This is a genomic window from Streptococcus sp. 20925_1_24, assembly GCF_041432335.1.
Lineage (GTDB): Bacteria > Bacillota > Bacilli > Lactobacillales > Streptococcaceae > Streptococcus > Streptococcus mitis_BM.
In genome coordinates this window covers 105697-121201 of record NZ_JAPVZM010000001.1, presented here as the reverse complement: position 1 = coordinate 121201, position 15505 = coordinate 105697, and the positions used below count along the sequence as shown (strand labels likewise).

The window sequence follows — 15505 nt, the reverse complement described above, 5'->3', positions numbered from 1 at the left end:
CACCTTAATTATAACACAAAAAATGAAAACTATATGAAAAACATTTAGTTTTTTCATTATTTTTCTTAAGGCACCTTAATTATAACAGAAAATATGATAAAAACTTAAGAAAATTCAGGACTTGATTTAATATTTAGGATACAACAAAATGTTGTATTCTTTTTTTGCAAAAGAATACCAAAGAATAAAATAAAAAACGTTGTAAAATGTACTGACCCTTTTCACCCTGTTTAAACGCCATTGATTTTAACTCATTACCCACATCTCAAAAAAGCTTTAAAATTGTCTTAATCTCCTTTATTGTGTCGCGTTTGGAGTTTTTTTGGTATAAACTTCGACGAGCATCTTATGGAGCAAGACAGACTCATAGCTTCATACATAATATAACGAGTATCTCCATCTGTGGGGATACTCGTTTTTTGCTATTTTCGAAGTGATTTTTTTGCTCAATCTTATACATCGTTTTTTAAGTGCTTTCAATAAAAGACACTTGAACACTACATTCAGTATATAAGCTTTATTCCAACGATCATTCTTTTCTAATTTATCGTAAATAAATATAAATTCACAGAATGCTGCCAGATAACTTAAAAAATAATTCTTTGGAAAGAGCGAATCAAAACTTGATTTATCACTTTTTATTCTACTATCTTTTCTTTACACATATTGAGAAAGTACTGGTGCAAGAGCACATCATCAGTCAATTCTGGATGAAAAGAGGTCACCAGCATATTTTTTTCTTGGGCTGCAACGATTTGATTGTTCACTGTTGCTAGAATTTCTACATCCTCTCCAACACTACTGATAATAGGACCGCGAATAAAAGTCATTGGAATCTTACCAACTCCCTTACATTCTGCTTCCGTATAGAAACTCCCTAGTTGGCGCCCATAGGCATTGCGCTCGACCACCATATCCATAGTTCCAAGATGACTTTCTTTCTGAGAAATGATTTCCTTAGCCAGCAAAATTAAACCCGCACAGGTCCCAAACACTGGTAAACCAGATAGAATGGCTTCTCGGATGGGAAGCAACATATCCTGGTCTCGTAAGAGCTTGCCCATGGTTGTAGACTCACCTCCAGGTAATATCAAACCCGACAAGTCACTCTGATGTTTCTGAAAATCATCTAGATTTCTGATTTCAACACTCTCAACACCTAATTGATCTAGTACTTTTGCATGTTCTGCAAAGGCACCTTGCAAGGCCAATATTCCAATTTTCATCTATTTTCCTCGCTCAGCCATGAGGATTTGGATCTCATTTTCATTTATACCAACCATGGCTTCTCCTAGATCTTCAGAGATTTGAGCTAGGATTTGAGGATTACGGAAGTTAGTCACAGCCTTAACAATGGCACTCGCTCGTTTAACAGGATCGCCTGACTTAAAAATACCTGAACCGACAAAGACACCCTCTGCCCCTAATTGCATCATCAACGCAGCATCTGCTGGCGTTGCAACGCCTCCAGCTGCGAAGTTTACAACTGGCAATTTCCCATGTTCATGGACATATTGAACCAATTCTACAGGGACTTGCAAGTCCTTAGCAGCAACATAAAGCTCGTCCTCACGTAGGTTTTGAATTCGGCGAATTTCCTGATTCATCATACGCATATGACGAACAGCTTGGACGATATCCCCCGTACCCGGCTCTCCTTTTGTACGAATCATAGAAGCACCTTCAGCGATACGACGCAAGGCTTCACCCAAGTCCTTGGCACCACAAACAAAAGGAACTTGGAATTCTTTCTTGTCCACATGGAAACGGTCGTCAGCTGGAGATAGAACTTCACTCTCATCGATATAGTCAATTTCAATAGCCTCTAAAATCTGAGCCTCAACAAAATGCCCGATTCTAACCTTGGCCATTACTGGAATACTAACCGCTTCTTGGATTTCCTTAATCATCTTTGGATCACTCATACGGGAAACACCACCAGCTGCACGAATATCAGCTGGAATCCGCTCCAAGGCCATCACAGCTGCCGCACCTGCAGCCTCTGCAATACGGGCCTGTTCAGGATTTTGAACGTCCATGATAACCCCACCTTTAAGCATCTGTGCCAAGTTTTTATTTAATTCATAACGATTTTCAGTCATTTCTTTATCCTCATTATTTGTATTGGTAGCTACCTTTTCATTTTAAGTCAGAACAGAATGAATCACAAGATAAAAAAATCATAATTGTATGGGTACAGATTGACTAAAAAACTATCTGACCTTAACTTAAGGCCAGATAGTTCATCAAATTTTATTTTTCAGCTGTAAGTGCAGCCATTGTGATGTAGTTGTAAGGTTTGTTGAAGTGTGGCAAGAAGAATAGGTCTGTCAATGCCAATTTATCAATTGTTACATGCTCTTGGATAGCAAGTGAGAACATGTGGATTCCCATACTGATTGCAGAATCGTGTGAAACCATTTGTGCACCAAGAATTTCACGGCTATCTTTGTCAAAGACAATCTTAATTGCTACTTCATGGTTATCATGTTTCATGAATTCTGGTTTTTGAAGATCGTTAAAGCCTGTTTCAGTTGCATTGTAACCAGCAGCTTTCGCTTTTTCAAGAGTCAAACCAGTTGAAACCATGTGAAGACCGTAGATTGAAATACCGTTTGAACCTTGCACACCGATTCCTTCCAATTCATGTCCACAAGCGTTGTAAGCACCAACAATACCAGTACGAACAGCGTTTGAAGCAAGAGCGATGTAGCTAGTTTCTTTACGAGCATTGTCATAGACAGTTGCACAGTCACCAACGGCAAATACACCTGGGATAGATGTTTCTTGTTTCTTGTCTACAAGGAAGGCACCGTTGCGGAAGAGTTCAATCTTACCATCAGCAAGGGCTGTGTTTGGACGGAAACCAACTGCAAGGATAACCATGTCTACATCGAAAATCTCTTTATCAGTAATCAAGCGTTCAACTTTACCATCGCCTTCGATTGCTTTAACAGTTTGACCAAGAGCCAAACGGATGTTGTGGTCTTCCAAGTTCTTGGCCATCATTTGTGTGAAGTCTTTGTCATAGTAACCGTTCAAGACAGTATCTACAATATCAACAAGCACAACTTCTTTTCCAAGACGTTCAAAGGCTTCAGCAAGTTCAACACCGATATAACCACCACCAACAACAGCGATACGATCAAGGTGTTTACTCTTATCAGCAAGCTTATTGATAACTTCTTCAGCATTTTGGTACAATTTAACGAATTGTACGTTTTCAAGAGTTGCTTTAAATTCGCGGTTGCCTTTAACAATTTCAACACCTTCGATTGGTGGTAAGATTGGTGTAGAACCTGTAGCGAAAATCAATTTATCATAAGATTCTTTATGTTCTTGACCTTCAACTTCTGCAGTCACAACTTTGTTGTCGTAGTCAATTGAAAGAACAGGTGAGTTCATGTAAACTTTAGCACCTTTTGCTTCCAATTTTTCTTTATCAGAATAGAACAAACCTTCAGCACCGTCAATTTGTTCACCGATCCAAAGAGCCATTCCACATCCTAGGAAAGAGATGTTAGAGTTTTGGTCAAATACAACGATTTCGTTCTCATTTCCAAAATTATCCAACATAGTATTAATACATGCTGTACCAGCGTGGTTAGCACCAACTACAACGATTTTACTCATAGAAAAATTCCTACCTTCAATTTTAAATTTACTCTTCTAGTATAACATTTACTGTTAGCGTTTACAAGAGTTTTGTTGATTTTCCCGATTTTTTTGTAAAAAAATGTAAATAATCTGTATCTTAACACGGATTCTTGCAATTTTTCTTCATTTCTTGAGCATATTTCTTGACATCTTTACAAATTTTATTTGTGAAAACGCTGACTTTATGGTATGCTAGTATCATGGAAAGAAAATGTAAGGGGTTCATTTTTCATAAATTTACTATATTTCAACCTTCTTTTCATAAGAGAAAGGAGTTGGTAGCTTGCCTCTTAGTTCACATTCTGAACGCCTAATGGGAACCACTATCACTATTTCATTAGTGGATGAGCGAGCCGATAGCTTGCTCCAAAAATCCTTTGATTTACTCAGAGAGCTCGAATACCGCTTCAATGCCAATAGTCAGGAATCTGAGTTGATGGAAATCAATCATCAAGCTGGAATAGCCCCCGTCAAGGTTCATCCAGACCTGTTTGAACTAATTTCACTTGGTTTAAAGCATAGCCTAGCGCCCTCTAGCCATCTCAACATCAGTATTGGTCCCTTAATCCAAACCTGGCGTATCGGTTTTTCAGATGCCAAGGTCGCCCAACCTCAAGAAATTGAATCGGTGCTACCTCTAATCAATCCTCATTATATCGAGTTAGATTCTTCTACTTCTACTGTGTTTTTAAAACAGAAAGGAATGAAAATCGATCTTGGTTGTTTAGCCAAGGGTTATAGTGCAGATAAGGTTGCCCAATTTCTTAGGAAAGAGGGTGTGACTTCTGCCTTGATTAATCTGGGAGGGAATATCCTGACCATTGGAAAAAATCAGGCAAGAGGGAATCAACCTTGGCAAATCGGGATTCAAGATCCAACCAATCCTCGGGGTAATCACTTAATGACCATCCCCGTTATCAATCAATCTGTCGTGACTTCAGGCATTTATGAACGTCACCTGACAGTCGATGGAAAAGATTACCATCATATTTTTGACAGTCAGACAGGATATCCTGTTGAAACAGAACTCGCTAGTCTCACAATCATCTCTGATAAGTCAGTTGATGGTGAAATCTGGACAACTCGACTCTTTGGAGAAAGACCTGCTTCTATCCTTTGGCAAGTCGAAAGTTTGGAGGGAATCGAAGCGATTCTGATTGATAAGGAAGGTCACCTAAGTTGTTCTTCAGGAATTCCTACTCTATAGAAACAACTGTTTCAATGGAGTTTTAAAATTGTATTATGTAAAAAGAGAAAGGAAATCTCATGTTAAAACTTATTGCTATTGTTGGAACAAACTCAAAACGTTCTACAAACCGTCAATTGCTTCAATACATGCAAAAACACTTTGCTGACAAAGCTGAAATTGAACTTGTTGAAATCAAGGATATCCCTGTCTTTAACAAGCCAGCTGACAAGCAAGTACCTGCTGAAATTCTGGAAATCGCTGCTAAAATCGAAGAGGCAGATGGCGTTATTATCGGTACTCCTGAGTACGACCACTCTATCCCAGCTGTTTTGATGAGCGCTCTTGCTTGGTTGTCTTATGGTATTTACCCACTCTTGAACAAACCAATCATGATTACAGGTGCTTCTTACGGTACACTTGGTTCATCACGCGCCCAATTACAACTTCGCCAAATCTTAAACGCACCAGAAATCAAAGCAAGTGTCCTTCCAGATGAATTCTTGCTTTCACATTCTCTTCAAGCCTTTAATCCAAGTGGAGATCTAGTAGATCTTGATGTTATTAAAAAACTGGATGCCACTTTTGACGACTTCCGTATCTTTGTAAAAATCACAGAAAAATTGCGCAACGCACAAGCCCTACTTCGCAAAGATGCTGAAGACTTTGACTGGGAAAATTTGTAAGATAGGAGACCAAAAAGAATGAAATTTGTTGGACTTGTAGGATCAAACTACGATCAATCATATAACCGTAAACTCTTGGAATTCATCCGTCGTCACTTCAAACTCAAATTTGAATTAGAAGTCCTCGAAATTGATGAAGTTCCAATGTTTAACCAAGACGAAAAATGGGATGAAAGTTTCCAATTGCGTCTCTTGTATAACAGAATTACACGTGCTGATGGTGTCATTATCGCTACTCCTGAGCACAACCACACAATCTCAGCTTCTCTTAAATCTGTTCTTGAATGGCTTTCATACGAAGTTCATCCATTTGAAAACAAACCAGTCATGATTGTGGGAGCTTCTTACTACGACCAAGGTACTTCTCGTGCCCAAGTTCACCTTCGTAAGATTCTTGATGCTCCAGGTGTTAATGCCTATACGCTTCCAGGTAACGAATTCCTTCTTGGTAAAGCCAAAGAAGCATTTGACGCAGAGGGCAATATCACAAATGAAGGAACTATTAATTTCCTTGAAACATGCTTGGACAACTTTGTAAAATACGTGGGAGTCGTTTCAAAATTGAAAAAACCAAAACCAATTGCACCAGAAGATTTATATTGTACAAATTCAATTGCAACTACCATTCAAGGTGTTGATCCAGACGATCCTGAATGGGTAGAAAAAGCAGCTGAACTTGTTGGAGCTGTTTCTGGAGATACTTACGTTAAATTAGACCATGGTATCTTGACAGTTAACCAAATTGACATGTTCTTGAAAGCAATGCCATTTGAGTTGACATTTGCAGATGATAACAACCAATTCTTGTACTTTAATAACGCACACCAAGACCCAGATACAATGTTTGGTAAACGTGTACGTGCTCAATCAGGAAACCGTTTAGGAACTGTACACGGTTCATTGCCAGACTCTAGAATGAAAAATGTTGAATGGGTTGTCGGCGTATTGCGTAATGGGGACCAAGAATACGTCCGTACAATTGTGCCAGGAACACCAGAAGGCGTTATTAATACCCACAATTACCAAGCAATGTATTACCCAGATGGTTCATATGCTGGAATCAATGAAATCATCTTTAATTTCCAACCATGGCTTGACTGGTACCTCAATACGACTGGTCAACGTCTAGTCGGTGGAAATGCTGCAGCTCCTGCTGGAGGACACGGTGGCGCAGATGCCACATCTGGAGCTTCTGATGCAGGTGATGCTGGAGGTCACGGTGGTGGCGCAGACGCTACATCTGGCGCAAGTAACTAATAATAGTTTTAGGAACCATTTTGGTTCCTTTTTCGGCTCTTTGTCAACTGTTCTTGGTGGTATGTCAATCCTTCTCTATGGAGTTATAGCCAGCAACGGTTTGAAAGTCTTGATTAAAGAACGTGTTGATTTTGGTCAAATGCGTAACCTCATCATCGCAAGTGCTATGTTAGTCCTTGGACTTGGAGGAGCTATCCTTAAACTTGGTCCAGTTACCCTTTCAGGTACTGCCCTATCAGCCATGACAGGAATCATCTTGAACTTGATCTTGCCATACGAAAATAAAGACTAATACTCTTCGAAAATCTCTTCAAACCACGTCAACGTCTCCTTGTCGTAGATATATGTTACTGACTTCGTCAGTTCTATCTGCAACCTCAAAACAGTGTTTTGAGCTGACTTCGTCAGTCTTATCTACAACCTCAAAGCAGTGATTTGACCAACCTGCGGCTAGTTTCCTAGTTTGCTCTTTAATTTTCATTGAGTATAAGAGTCTAAACACATCAAAAACGAGCATTTCCAATTACGGAAGTGCTCATTTTTCTTCTTTCTAAAAAAGGAAAGCCCTGCGGCCTTCCCTTGTCTTACTTACGTTTCTTCTTTGCTTTCTTCATTTTGTTAGCCATGCGTTTCATGGACTGTTTCATAGCAAACTCACCGATTTTACCTTTGAGTCCACCACCAAACATCTGGCTCATATCTGGCATTCCTGCTTCTCCGAGAGCTGACAAGTCAGGCATCCCACCTTGTCCCATCATTCCTTCCAGGGCAGACATATCCATTCCTCCCATATTTGGCATATTTTTAGGAAGGTTGTTTGGATTGATTCCCATTTGCTTCATCATTTTGTTCATATCCCCAGACATGACACCCTGCATGAGTTGTTTAGCCTGGTTAAAGTCTTTAATGAATTTATTGACTTCGACAAATGTATTTCCAGAACCAGCTGCGATACGACGGCGACGGCTCGGATTTAACAAATCTGGATTTTCACGTTCTTCAGGTGTCATTGAAGACACAATAGCACGTTTGCGAGCAATCTGGCGTTCATCCACCTTCATGTTTTGAAGGGCTGGATTGTTAGCCATACCTGGAATCATCTTGAGCAAGTCTTCCATTGGCCCCATGTTTTGCACCTGATCCAACTGATCGATGAAATCATTGAAATCAAAGGTGTTCTCACGCATCTTCTCAGCCATTTCAAGGGCTTTTTGCTCATCGTATTCTTGAGAAGCTTTCTCAATCAGAGTGAGCATATCCCCCATGCCAAGGATACGGCTTGACATACGGTCTGGGTGGAAGGTTTCAATGTCCGTAATCTTTTCACCCGTACCAGTGAACTTGATTGGTTTTCCAGTAATGTGACGAACAGACAGAGCCGCACCACCACGAGTATCCCCATCAATCTTAGTAAGGATAACCCCAGTGACTTCTAACTGAGCATTGAACTCACGCGCAACATTGGCCGCTTCTTGACCAATCATAGCATCAACGACAAGCAGAATTTCGTTTGGTTGAGCCAATGCTTTCACATCACGAAGCTCATTCATCAAAAGCTCATCAATCTGCAAACGACCTGCCGTATCAATCAAGACATAGTCATTATGATTGGATTGGGCTTGTTCCAAACCTTGACGAACAATCTCAATAGCTGGAACCTCTGTCCCAAGAGCGAAAACCGGCACATCAATCTGTTGTCCCAAGGTCTTAAGCTGATCAATAGCAGCAGGACGATAAATATCCGCCGCAATCATCAAAGGACGGGCATTTTCTTCCTTCTTGAGTTTGTTGGCCAATTTACCAGCAAAGGTTGTTTTACCAGCCCCCTGCAAACCGACCATCATGATGATGGTTGGAATCTTAGGAGACTTGATAATCTCAGCCGTATCAGAACCTAAAACAGCTGTCAGTTCCTCATCAACGATTTTAATAATCTGTTGCGCAGGATTAAGTGTATCAATGACCTCATGCCCGACTGCACGCTCACGAACTTTCTTGATAAAGTCCTTTACAACAGGCAAGGCAACGTCGGCCTCAAGCAAGGCCAAACGAATCTCTTTAGTCGCCTCTTGGACATCAGATTCAGAGATTTTTCCTTTTTTACGTAGATTTTTAAAGACGTTCTGCAAACGTTCTGTTAAACTTTCAAATGCCATTTTTCTTCCTCTTATTCTCTATTATCAATGCTTGTTAAAATTTCTATCTGCTCCTGCAGAAAGTCATCCTTGGGATAGCGCTCCAAAATCTGATCAAAAATCTGACTTCGAACAATATAGTCCGAGTACATGTGCAATTTCATCTCATAATCTTCCAGAATCTTTTCCGTCCGCTTGATATTATCATAGACAGCCTGACGACTGACACCGAACTCCTCGGCAATTTCAGCAAGGCTATAATCATCAGCGTAGTAGAGCTCTATGTAGTTCATTTGCTTGTCTGTCAAAAGCGCTGCATAAAATTCAAAGAGCGCATTCATACGATTGGTTTTTTCAATTTCCATAACTTTTATTATACCAAAAATTAGCCTAATCTACCACATTAGCAGGCTAATCCGAGAAGATAGCTAGCTAAATTTGAAAAAGACATGAGCCTAGCCCCAAGTAATTTCCAATTGATAGCTGGCAAAGGGATGTCCCTCTTGATTTTGTAGTTGATAATCTAGCTCAATCTTTTGCCCATCAACTTGATAATGAGTCGTTTGGATGATAAACTCCTGCATACCCATAGGTGTAGGAATATAGGCTAAACTATCGCTATCCTTTAGAAAGCGCATAATGGTCTTGGGATTGGAAAATCGGCTCATCACCAGTTCTTGACCATGAAATTTAATAACTACTTTTTCCTTTTCCTCATTATAGAAAAGCAGATAGCTATAATCTCTCTTTTCATGTACTTCCACGTCATAGAGTTGGTCAATCACTTCCAACTGCTCATCAAACTGAATCCTATTTCGCATCCGAATCTTCACATCAAGTCCTCTTTCTTGTCTCTTGTCCTACTATTTTACCAAAAACTCTAGCTTTTTGCTATAATGGTCATATGAACGAAAAAGTATTCCGTGACCCAGTTCACAACTACATCCATGTCAATAATCAAATCATCTATGACTTGATTAATACAAAAGAATTTCAGCGTTTGCGTCGTATCAAACAACTGGGAACTTCCAGTTATACTTTCCACGGGGGGGAGCACAGCCGCTTCTCCCACTGTCTAGGAGTCTATGAAATTGCACGACGTATCACAGAGATTTTTGAAGAAAAATATCCTGAGGAATGGAATCCTGCCGAGTCTCTCTTGACAATGACAGCTGCTCTCCTACATGACCTTGGACATGGTGCCTACTCCCATACTTTTGAACATCTCTTTGATACAGACCATGAAGCCATTACTCAGGAGATTATCCAAAGTCCTGAAACGGAGATTCACCAAGTCCTGCTACAAGTGGCACCAGATTTTCCAGAAAAGGTATCCAGTGTCATCGACCATACCTACCCTAACAAGCAGGTTGTGCAACTCATTTCTAGTCAGATTGATGCAGACCGCATGGACTATCTCTTGCGCGACTCCTATTTTACAGGAGCATCTTATGGAGAATTTGACCTGACTCGCATCCTCCGAGTCATTCGTCCTGTCGCAAATGGTATCGCCTTTCAGCGCAATGGCATGCACGCCATCGAAGACTACGTCCTCAGTCGTTACCAGATGTATATGCAAGTTTATTTCCACCCCGCAACACGCGCTATGGAAGTTCTCCTACAGAATCTTCTCAAGCGCGCCAAGGAACTCTATCCTGAGGACAAGGACTTCTTTACACGAACTTCTCCACATCTCTTGCCTTTCTTTGAAAAAAATGTGACCTTGTCTGACTATCTGGCTCTGGATGATGGCGTGATGAATACCTACTTCCAGCTCTGGATGACCAGTCCTGACAAGATTCTCGCAGACTTGTCGCAACGCTTTGTCAACCGCAAGGTCTTTAAATCTATTACCTTTTCACAAGAAGACCAAGACCAACTCGCCAGCATGAGAAAATTGGTTGAGGACATTGGCTTTGATCCCGACTACTATACTGCCATTCATAAGAACTTTGACCTTCCTTATGATATCTATCGTCCCGAATCTGAAAATCCTCGGACACAGATTGAGATTTTACAAAAAAATGGAGAACTGGCCGAACTCTCTAGCCTGTCTCCTATCGTCCAATCCCTTGCTGGCAGTCGCCACGGAGATAATCGTTTCTATTTCCCTAAAGAAATGTTGGATCAAAACAGCATCTTCGCAAGTATCACCCAGCAATTTTTACACTTGATTGAGAACGATCATTTTACCCCAAATAAAAACTAGAAGAGGAAATTTATGAGTATTAAACTAATCGCCGTCGATATCGACGGAACCCTAGTCAACAGCCAAAAGGAAATCACTCCTGAAGTCTTTTCTGCCATCCAAGATGCCAAAGAAGCTGGTGTCAAAGTCGTCATTGCAACTGGCCGCCCCATCGCAGGTGTTGCCAAACTTCTGGACGACTTGCTGTTGAGAGACGAGGGTGACTATGTTGTAACCTTCAACGGTGCCCTTGTCCAAGAAACTGCTACAGGTCATGAGATTATCAGCGAATCCTTGACCTATGAGGATTATCTGGATATGGAATTCCTCAGTCGTAAGCTCGGTGTCCACATGCACGCCATTACCAAGGACGGTATCTACACTGCCAATCGCAATATCGGAAAATACACAGTGCACGAATCAACCCTCGTCAGCATGCCCATCTTCTACCGCACCCCTGAAGAAATGGCTGACAAGGAAATTGTCAAGTGTATGTTCATCGATGAGCCAGAGATTCTCGACGCTGCCATTGAAAAGATTCCAGCCGAATTTTACGAACGCTACTCTATCAACAAATCCGCTCCTTTCTACCTCGAACTCCTTAAAAAGAATGTTGACAAAGGTTCAGCTATCACTCACCTAGCTGAAAAACTAGGATTAACCAAAGATGAAACTATGGCTATCGGAGACGAAGAAAATGACCGTGCCATGCTGGAAGTCGTTGGCAATCCCGTTGTCATGGAAAACGGAAATCCAGAAATCAAAAAAATCGCCAAATACATCACTAAAACAAATGATGAATCCGGCGTTGCCCATGCTATCCGTACCTGGGTACTGTAAAAGGAAAGAATATACGAAAACCGCTCAGCTGAGCGGTTTTTGATATCTAATTACTGCCCCCTGCAGGAATCGAACCTGCAACTACTCCTTAGGAGGGAGTTGTTATATCCATTGAACTAAGGGAGCTAGATAAAAACTCTGCTGAAAAGCAGAGTTTTTTAGTCGAATTAACGACGGATTTCTTTGATACGAGCTGCTTTACCTTGAAGAGCACGCAAGTAGTACAATTTCGCACGACGTACTTTACCGTAACGAACAACTTCGATTTTTTCAACACGTGGAGTGTGGATTGGGAAGATACGCTCAACACCTACACCGTTAGAGATTTTACGAACTGTATAGTTTTCTGAGATGCCAGCACCTTTACGTGCGATAACAACACCTTCAAAAATCTGGATACGTTCACGGTTACCTTCGACAACTTTCGCGTGTACACGAACAGTGTCACCAGGACGGAATGATGGGATATCTGTACGAAGTTGACCTTCAGTCAAGCTTTGGATTAATGGATTCATTTTATTCTCCTATCTTTGTCAATCTTGAGGAATCTTCCTCAGCGGATAAACTGTATTTTTGTGCGTCCATTACACACAAGATACAGTTTACCAAATTTCCACAAAAAAGTAAAGAAATTTACAACAGAATTCCTAAAAAAATCGCAACTAAACCACCTAGGTAGGTCAAAGCTAAATAAGAATAAAATACCTTCTTATCGCTTAACAACCTTTGGAGTTCGTCATTCAAGGTCGAAAAAGTCGTCAAACCTCCACAAAATCCTGTCGCTAGTATAGCATAGGCTTCCTTATATTCCACATGATTATAGAATAATCCAATCAAAAAACAACCTAAAAGATTGGCTATAAGCGTTCCGAGGGGCAATTTAGAAGCTTGATTATAGCGGGAAAAGAAATACCGTACTAAGGCTCCGCAGCCACAAGCAATTGCAAGATAAATGATTACCATTTCTTCCTCCCTAAATAGTAAGCCAAGAGCAGGCCTCCACCGATGCTCAAAAGCAAATACAGGACCAAACTAAGATAACGCCCTGTATCAAGCAGTTTCACAGCATCAAGCATTAGACTAGAAAAGGTTGTCAAACCTCCACAAAAACCCGTCCCCAGCGCTAAAATCAAGCCTTTACTAGTACCCTTGTAGACCAGATAGCCTTTTACCAGATAAACCAAGCAGAAAATGCCCAGATAGTTGACAAAGAGAGTGCCCCAAGGAAAATCTGGACTGGCTGGTAACCAAGTGGAAACTAGATAGCGGACAAGTCCGCCCACCATGGCAGCTAGAAAAATTCCTAGCGGATAAAATTGTTCTTTTTTCATTTGATGTTTTGATCCTGATAATCACGCGAACGTTTGAGTATGTCAGAAAAAGTTGCGACAATAGTTTCCTGATAGCGCTTGTCCTCTACACGACTTCTAACCTTTTCAAAAATAACCGCTTCTCTCTTAGTATCTAAAATCGGTTTACCTGATGCTTTCTTATAAGCAACTACCTCCTCAACCAAATGCATTCTTTCTTCTAACAGTTTGACAATTTGCTCGTCGATTTGATCAATTTCTTGACGAATAATATCTAAATCCATACAATCTCCTCCTTTATTTGAATTATTGTATCAAAAAGCCACCAAATAGGCTAGTAAAATCTCAACTCACGATAAGAAAAATGCACTGATTGATTACATCAGCGCACTTTTATGCTTATCCTACTTTAGCAGCCAATTCTTCTGCGAATTGTTCTAAGCGTTCAATGTCTTCTTCCTCGGCAGAAAGATCAACTTTAACACACTCTGAACCTTTTTCTGCTCCTGTTGACACAAAGACACGGTCAAAGTCATCAACAGCCTTACAGAATTCATCGTAGAAGGTATCTCCTGAGCCGACCACTCCGTAGATTTTGCCATTCAAGTTGAGATCTGCTAGGTCTTCGTAGAAGTCCATCATCTCATCTGGCAATTCTCCATCACCATAAGTATAGGTCGCAACGATAGCGATGTCTGCTTCCAAGAAGTCTGAAGCGTCAACAGTTGTACATTCATCAACATCGACATCCAAGCCCAAGTCACGTAATTTGTCTGCTACAATATCTGCAATTTCTTCGGTATTACCGGTCATACTGGCAAATACAATTTTTGCTAATGCCATATCGTCCTCCTCAATTTATCTTTCTCCATTATATCACATCTTTTTCATTTTAAAAATAAAAATTCTTGTGCTACAATGAAATGAGAAAGAATTGAGGTTATTTATGGACATTTGCCATCAAATTTTAGAAAAAATTAAAGAATACGACACGATTATCATTCACCGTCATATGAAACCAGACCCTGATGCCTTGGGAAGTCAGGTGGGATTGAAAGCTCTTCTCAAACATCATTTCCCAGAAAAAACTATCAAAGCAGTTGGTTTTGATGAACCAACTCTTACTTGGATGGCTGAAATGGATCTTGTTGAAGATAGTACCTACCAGGGAGCACTTGTCATCGTCTGTGATACGGCTAATACTGCTCGTATCGATGATAAACGCTATAGTCAAGGTGATTTTCTCATTAAAATTGACCACCATCCAAATGATGATGTATATGGTGACCTATCTTGGGTGGATACTAGTTCAAGTAGCGCTAGTGAGATGATTACCCTATTTGCCCAAACAACTCAACTGGCCTTGTCAGATCGCGCTGCTGAGTTGCTCTTTGCAGGAATTGTCGGTGATACAGGTCGCTTCCTTTATCCTTCTACGACTGCACGGACTCTTCGCCTGGCTGCTTATTTGAGAGAACAGAACTTTGACTTTGCGGCTCTCACCCGCAAAATGGACACTATGAGCTACAAAATTGCTAAACTTCAAGGCTACATTTACGACCATCTGGAAGTGGATGAAAATGGTGCAGCGCGCGTTATCCTGAGTCAAGAAGTCTTGAAACAATTCAATGTTACCGATGCTGAAACTGCAGCCATTGTCGGTGCACCTGGACGTATTGACAGCGTCAGTCTCTGGGGAATTTTTGTGGAGCAGGCTGATGGCCACTACCGAGTTCGCTTACGCAGTAAAATCCATCCTATCAATGAAATCGCCAAGGAACATGATGGTGGAGGTCACCCTCTAGCAAGTGGTGCTAATTCCTATAGTCTAGAGGAAAACGAAATCATCTACCAAAAGTTAAAAAACTTGCTTAAAAACTGATAAAATACTTGCCAAACTTTTCAGAATCTGATAGACTAGTATGGTAACAATCTATGGCTCGCAAAGAGACCATGGCAGAAAGGAAATATTGCAAAATGAAAAAAGATATCCATCCAGAATATCGCCCAGTTGTCTTCATGGACACAACTACTGGTTACCAATTCCTTAGCGGTTCAACAAAACGCTCTAACGAAACAGTTGAGTTCGAAGGCGAAACTTACCCATTGATCCGTGTGGAAATTTCATCAGACTCACACCCATTCTACACTGGACGTCAAAAGTTCACTCAAGCAGATGGACGCGTGGATCGTTTCAACAAAAAATACGGTCTCAAATAATGATAAAAAGACAGCTTCGGCTGTTC

General features: G+C 40.7%; 19 protein-coding genes and 1 tRNA gene. 8 read left to right on the top strand and 12 right to left on the bottom strand.

The genetic code is table 11. The annotated features are described in order from the left end of the window. Positions 1-638: 638 nt before the first annotated feature. The 3 genes from pdxT to nox all read right to left on the bottom strand — a co-directional run bounded on the left by pdxT (position 639) and on the right by nox (position 3633). Entirely contained in the window at positions 639-1226 is a 588-nt protein-coding gene (gene pdxT / locus O3650_RS00630) for a pyridoxal 5'-phosphate synthase glutaminase subunit PdxT (RefSeq protein WP_000689936.1), read from the bottom strand. After that, a complete protein-coding gene (gene pdxS, locus O3650_RS00625) occupies positions 1227-2102 on the bottom strand; it encodes a pyridoxal 5'-phosphate synthase lyase subunit PdxS (RefSeq protein ID WP_000138517.1) in 876 nt (291 codons plus the stop codon). Positions 2103-2253: 151 nt separating this feature from the next. Then, positions 2254-3633 (bottom strand): H2O-forming NADH oxidase, encoded by a 1380-nt coding sequence (gene nox / locus O3650_RS00620; RefSeq protein ID WP_261065956.1) that lies wholly within the window; start codon positions 3631-3633, stop codon positions 2254-2256. A 307-nt stretch (positions 3634-3940) separates the two neighbouring features. Between nox and O3650_RS00615 the strand changes: the two genes are divergently transcribed. From O3650_RS00615 to O3650_RS00600, 4 genes are read left to right on the top strand one after another with little or no spacing between them, the layout of a single operon-like run. Continuing rightward, a complete protein-coding gene (locus O3650_RS00615; RefSeq protein ID WP_203176261.1) occupies positions 3941-4864 on the top strand; it encodes an FAD:protein FMN transferase in 924 nt (307 codons plus the stop codon). A 59-nt stretch (positions 4865-4923) separates the two neighbouring features. Then, positions 4924-5529 carry an NADPH-dependent FMN reductase gene (locus tag O3650_RS00610; protein WP_000915939.1) on the top strand — a complete coding sequence of 202 codons (606 nt, stop codon included), beginning with the start codon at positions 4924-4926 and terminating at the stop codon, positions 5527-5529. Between the two features lie 18 nt (positions 5530-5547). Further along, positions 5548-6786 carry an NAD(P)H-dependent oxidoreductase gene (locus tag O3650_RS00605; protein ID WP_203176263.1) on the top strand — a complete coding sequence of 413 codons (1239 nt, stop codon included), beginning with the start codon at positions 5548-5550 and terminating at the stop codon, positions 6784-6786. Continuing rightward, positions 6668-7078: a solute carrier family 23 protein gene (locus O3650_RS00600; protein ID WP_371491313.1), complete on the top strand. Its 411-nt coding sequence runs from the start codon at positions 6668-6670 to the stop codon at positions 7076-7078. Before O3650_RS00605 ends, O3650_RS00600 begins: the two co-directional genes overlap by 119 nt. A 292-nt stretch (positions 7079-7370) precedes the next feature. Here the strand turns inward: O3650_RS00600 and ffh are convergent, their stop codons facing one another. The 3 genes from ffh to O3650_RS00585 form a co-directional block, all read right to left on the bottom strand. Beyond that, a complete protein-coding gene (gene ffh, locus O3650_RS00595; RefSeq protein WP_371491311.1) occupies positions 7371-8942 on the bottom strand; it encodes a signal recognition particle protein in 1572 nt (523 codons plus the stop codon). 11 nt (positions 8943-8953) lie between these two features. Next, positions 8954-9286, bottom strand: a complete 333-nt coding sequence (locus O3650_RS00590) for a putative DNA-binding protein (protein WP_000402066.1) — start codon at positions 9284-9286, stop codon at positions 8954-8956. 90 nt (positions 9287-9376) lie between these two features. Continuing rightward, entirely contained in the window at positions 9377-9754 is a 378-nt protein-coding gene (locus O3650_RS00585) for a DUF1934 domain-containing protein (protein ID WP_203176271.1), read from the bottom strand. 71 nt (positions 9755-9825) lie between these two features. Between O3650_RS00585 and O3650_RS00580 the strand changes: the two genes are divergently transcribed. Next, complete coding sequence (locus tag O3650_RS00580; RefSeq protein WP_371491309.1) at positions 9826-11130, top strand: HD domain-containing protein; 1305 nt, start codon at positions 9826-9828, stop codon at positions 11128-11130. Positions 11131-11142: 12 nt separating this feature from the next. After that, positions 11143-11949, top strand: coding sequence for a sugar-phosphatase (gene yidA, locus O3650_RS00575; protein ID WP_371491307.1), 807 nt, complete (start codon positions 11143-11145; stop codon positions 11947-11949). 54 nt (positions 11950-12003) lie between these two features. Here the strand turns inward: yidA and O3650_RS00570 are convergent. From O3650_RS00570 to O3650_RS00545, 6 genes are all read right to left on the bottom strand, one after another. Beyond that, a tRNA-Arg gene (locus tag O3650_RS00570) sits at positions 12004-12075 on the bottom strand. Between the two features lie 41 nt (positions 12076-12116). Next, a complete protein-coding gene (rplS, locus tag O3650_RS00565) occupies positions 12117-12464 on the bottom strand; it encodes a 50S ribosomal protein L19 (RefSeq protein WP_001068669.1) in 348 nt (115 codons plus the stop codon). A 118-nt stretch (positions 12465-12582) separates the two neighbouring features. Beyond that, positions 12583-12912 carry a fluoride efflux transporter CrcB gene (crcB, locus tag O3650_RS00560; RefSeq protein WP_371491306.1) on the bottom strand — a complete coding sequence of 110 codons (330 nt, stop codon included), beginning with the start codon at positions 12910-12912 and terminating at the stop codon, positions 12583-12585. After that, the gene (gene crcB, locus O3650_RS00555; RefSeq protein WP_371491304.1) at positions 12906-13280 is read right to left on the bottom strand and encodes a fluoride efflux transporter CrcB; all 375 of its coding nucleotides are present in this window, start codon (positions 13278-13280) and stop codon (positions 12906-12908) included. The genes crcB (O3650_RS00560) and crcB (O3650_RS00555) overlap by 7 nt, the downstream gene beginning before the upstream one ends. Next, complete coding sequence (locus O3650_RS00550; RefSeq protein WP_371491302.1) at positions 13277-13543, bottom strand: chorismate mutase; 267 nt, start codon at positions 13541-13543, stop codon at positions 13277-13279. The genes crcB (O3650_RS00555) and O3650_RS00550 overlap by 4 nt, the downstream gene beginning before the upstream one ends. A 115-nt stretch (positions 13544-13658) precedes the next feature. After that, complete coding sequence (locus tag O3650_RS00545; protein WP_001162128.1) at positions 13659-14102, bottom strand: flavodoxin; 444 nt, start codon at positions 14100-14102, stop codon at positions 13659-13661. 103 nt (positions 14103-14205) lie between these two features. Between O3650_RS00545 and O3650_RS00540 the strand changes: the two genes are divergently transcribed. Together O3650_RS00540 and O3650_RS00535 are read left to right on the top strand one after the other, a co-directional pair. Next, positions 14206-15141: a bifunctional oligoribonuclease/PAP phosphatase NrnA gene (locus O3650_RS00540; protein ID WP_261029295.1), complete on the top strand. Its 936-nt coding sequence runs from the start codon at positions 14206-14208 to the stop codon at positions 15139-15141. A 95-nt stretch (positions 15142-15236) separates the two neighbouring features. Beyond that, positions 15237-15479 carry a type B 50S ribosomal protein L31 gene (locus O3650_RS00535; protein ID WP_000710764.1) on the top strand — a complete coding sequence of 81 codons (243 nt, stop codon included), beginning with the start codon at positions 15237-15239 and terminating at the stop codon, positions 15477-15479. Positions 15480-15505 lie beyond the last annotated feature (26 nt).

Coding starts and splice junctions, on each gene's coding strand:
- pdxT (WP_000689936.1), bottom strand. CDS start 1,226: ATGAAAATTGGAATATTGGCCTTGCAAGGTGCCTTTGCAGAACATGCA.
- pdxS (WP_000138517.1), bottom strand. CDS start 2,102: ATGACTGAAAATCGTTATGAATTAAATAAAAACTTGGCACAGATGCTT.
- nox (WP_261065956.1), bottom strand. CDS start 3,633: ATGAGTAAAATCGTTGTAGTTGGTGCTAACCACGCTGGTACAGCATGT.
- O3650_RS00610 (WP_000915939.1), top strand. CDS start 4,924: ATGTTAAAACTTATTGCTATTGTTGGAACAAACTCAAAACGTTCTACA.
- O3650_RS00605 (WP_203176263.1), top strand. CDS start 5,548: ATGAAATTTGTTGGACTTGTAGGATCAAACTACGATCAATCATATAAC.
- O3650_RS00600 (WP_371491313.1), top strand. CDS start 6,668: ATGCTGCAGCTCCTGCTGGAGGACACGGTGGCGCAGATGCCACATCTG.
- ffh (WP_371491311.1), bottom strand. CDS start 8,942: ATGGCATTTGAAAGTTTAACAGAACGTTTGCAGAACGTCTTTAAAAAT.
- O3650_RS00590 (WP_000402066.1), bottom strand. CDS start 9,286: ATGGAAATTGAAAAAACCAATCGTATGAATGCGCTCTTTGAATTTTAT.
- O3650_RS00580 (WP_371491309.1), top strand. CDS start 9,826: ATGAACGAAAAAGTATTCCGTGACCCAGTTCACAACTACATCCATGTC.
- yidA (WP_371491307.1), top strand. CDS start 11,143: ATGAGTATTAAACTAATCGCCGTCGATATCGACGGAACCCTAGTCAAC.
- rplS (WP_001068669.1), bottom strand. CDS start 12,464: ATGAATCCATTAATCCAAAGCTTGACTGAAGGTCAACTTCGTACAGAT.
- crcB (WP_371491306.1), bottom strand. CDS start 12,912: ATGGTAATCATTTATCTTGCAATTGCTTGTGGCTGCGGAGCCTTAGTA.
- crcB (WP_371491304.1), bottom strand. CDS start 13,280: ATGAAAAAAGAACAATTTTATCCGCTAGGAATTTTTCTAGCTGCCATG.
- O3650_RS00550 (WP_371491302.1), bottom strand. CDS start 13,543: ATGGATTTAGATATTATTCGTCAAGAAATTGATCAAATCGACGAGCAA.
- O3650_RS00545 (WP_001162128.1), bottom strand. CDS start 14,102: ATGGCATTAGCAAAAATTGTATTTGCCAGTATGACCGGTAATACCGAA.
- O3650_RS00540 (WP_261029295.1), top strand. CDS start 14,206: ATGGACATTTGCCATCAAATTTTAGAAAAAATTAAAGAATACGACACG.
- O3650_RS00535 (WP_000710764.1), top strand. CDS start 15,237: ATGAAAAAAGATATCCATCCAGAATATCGCCCAGTTGTCTTCATGGAC.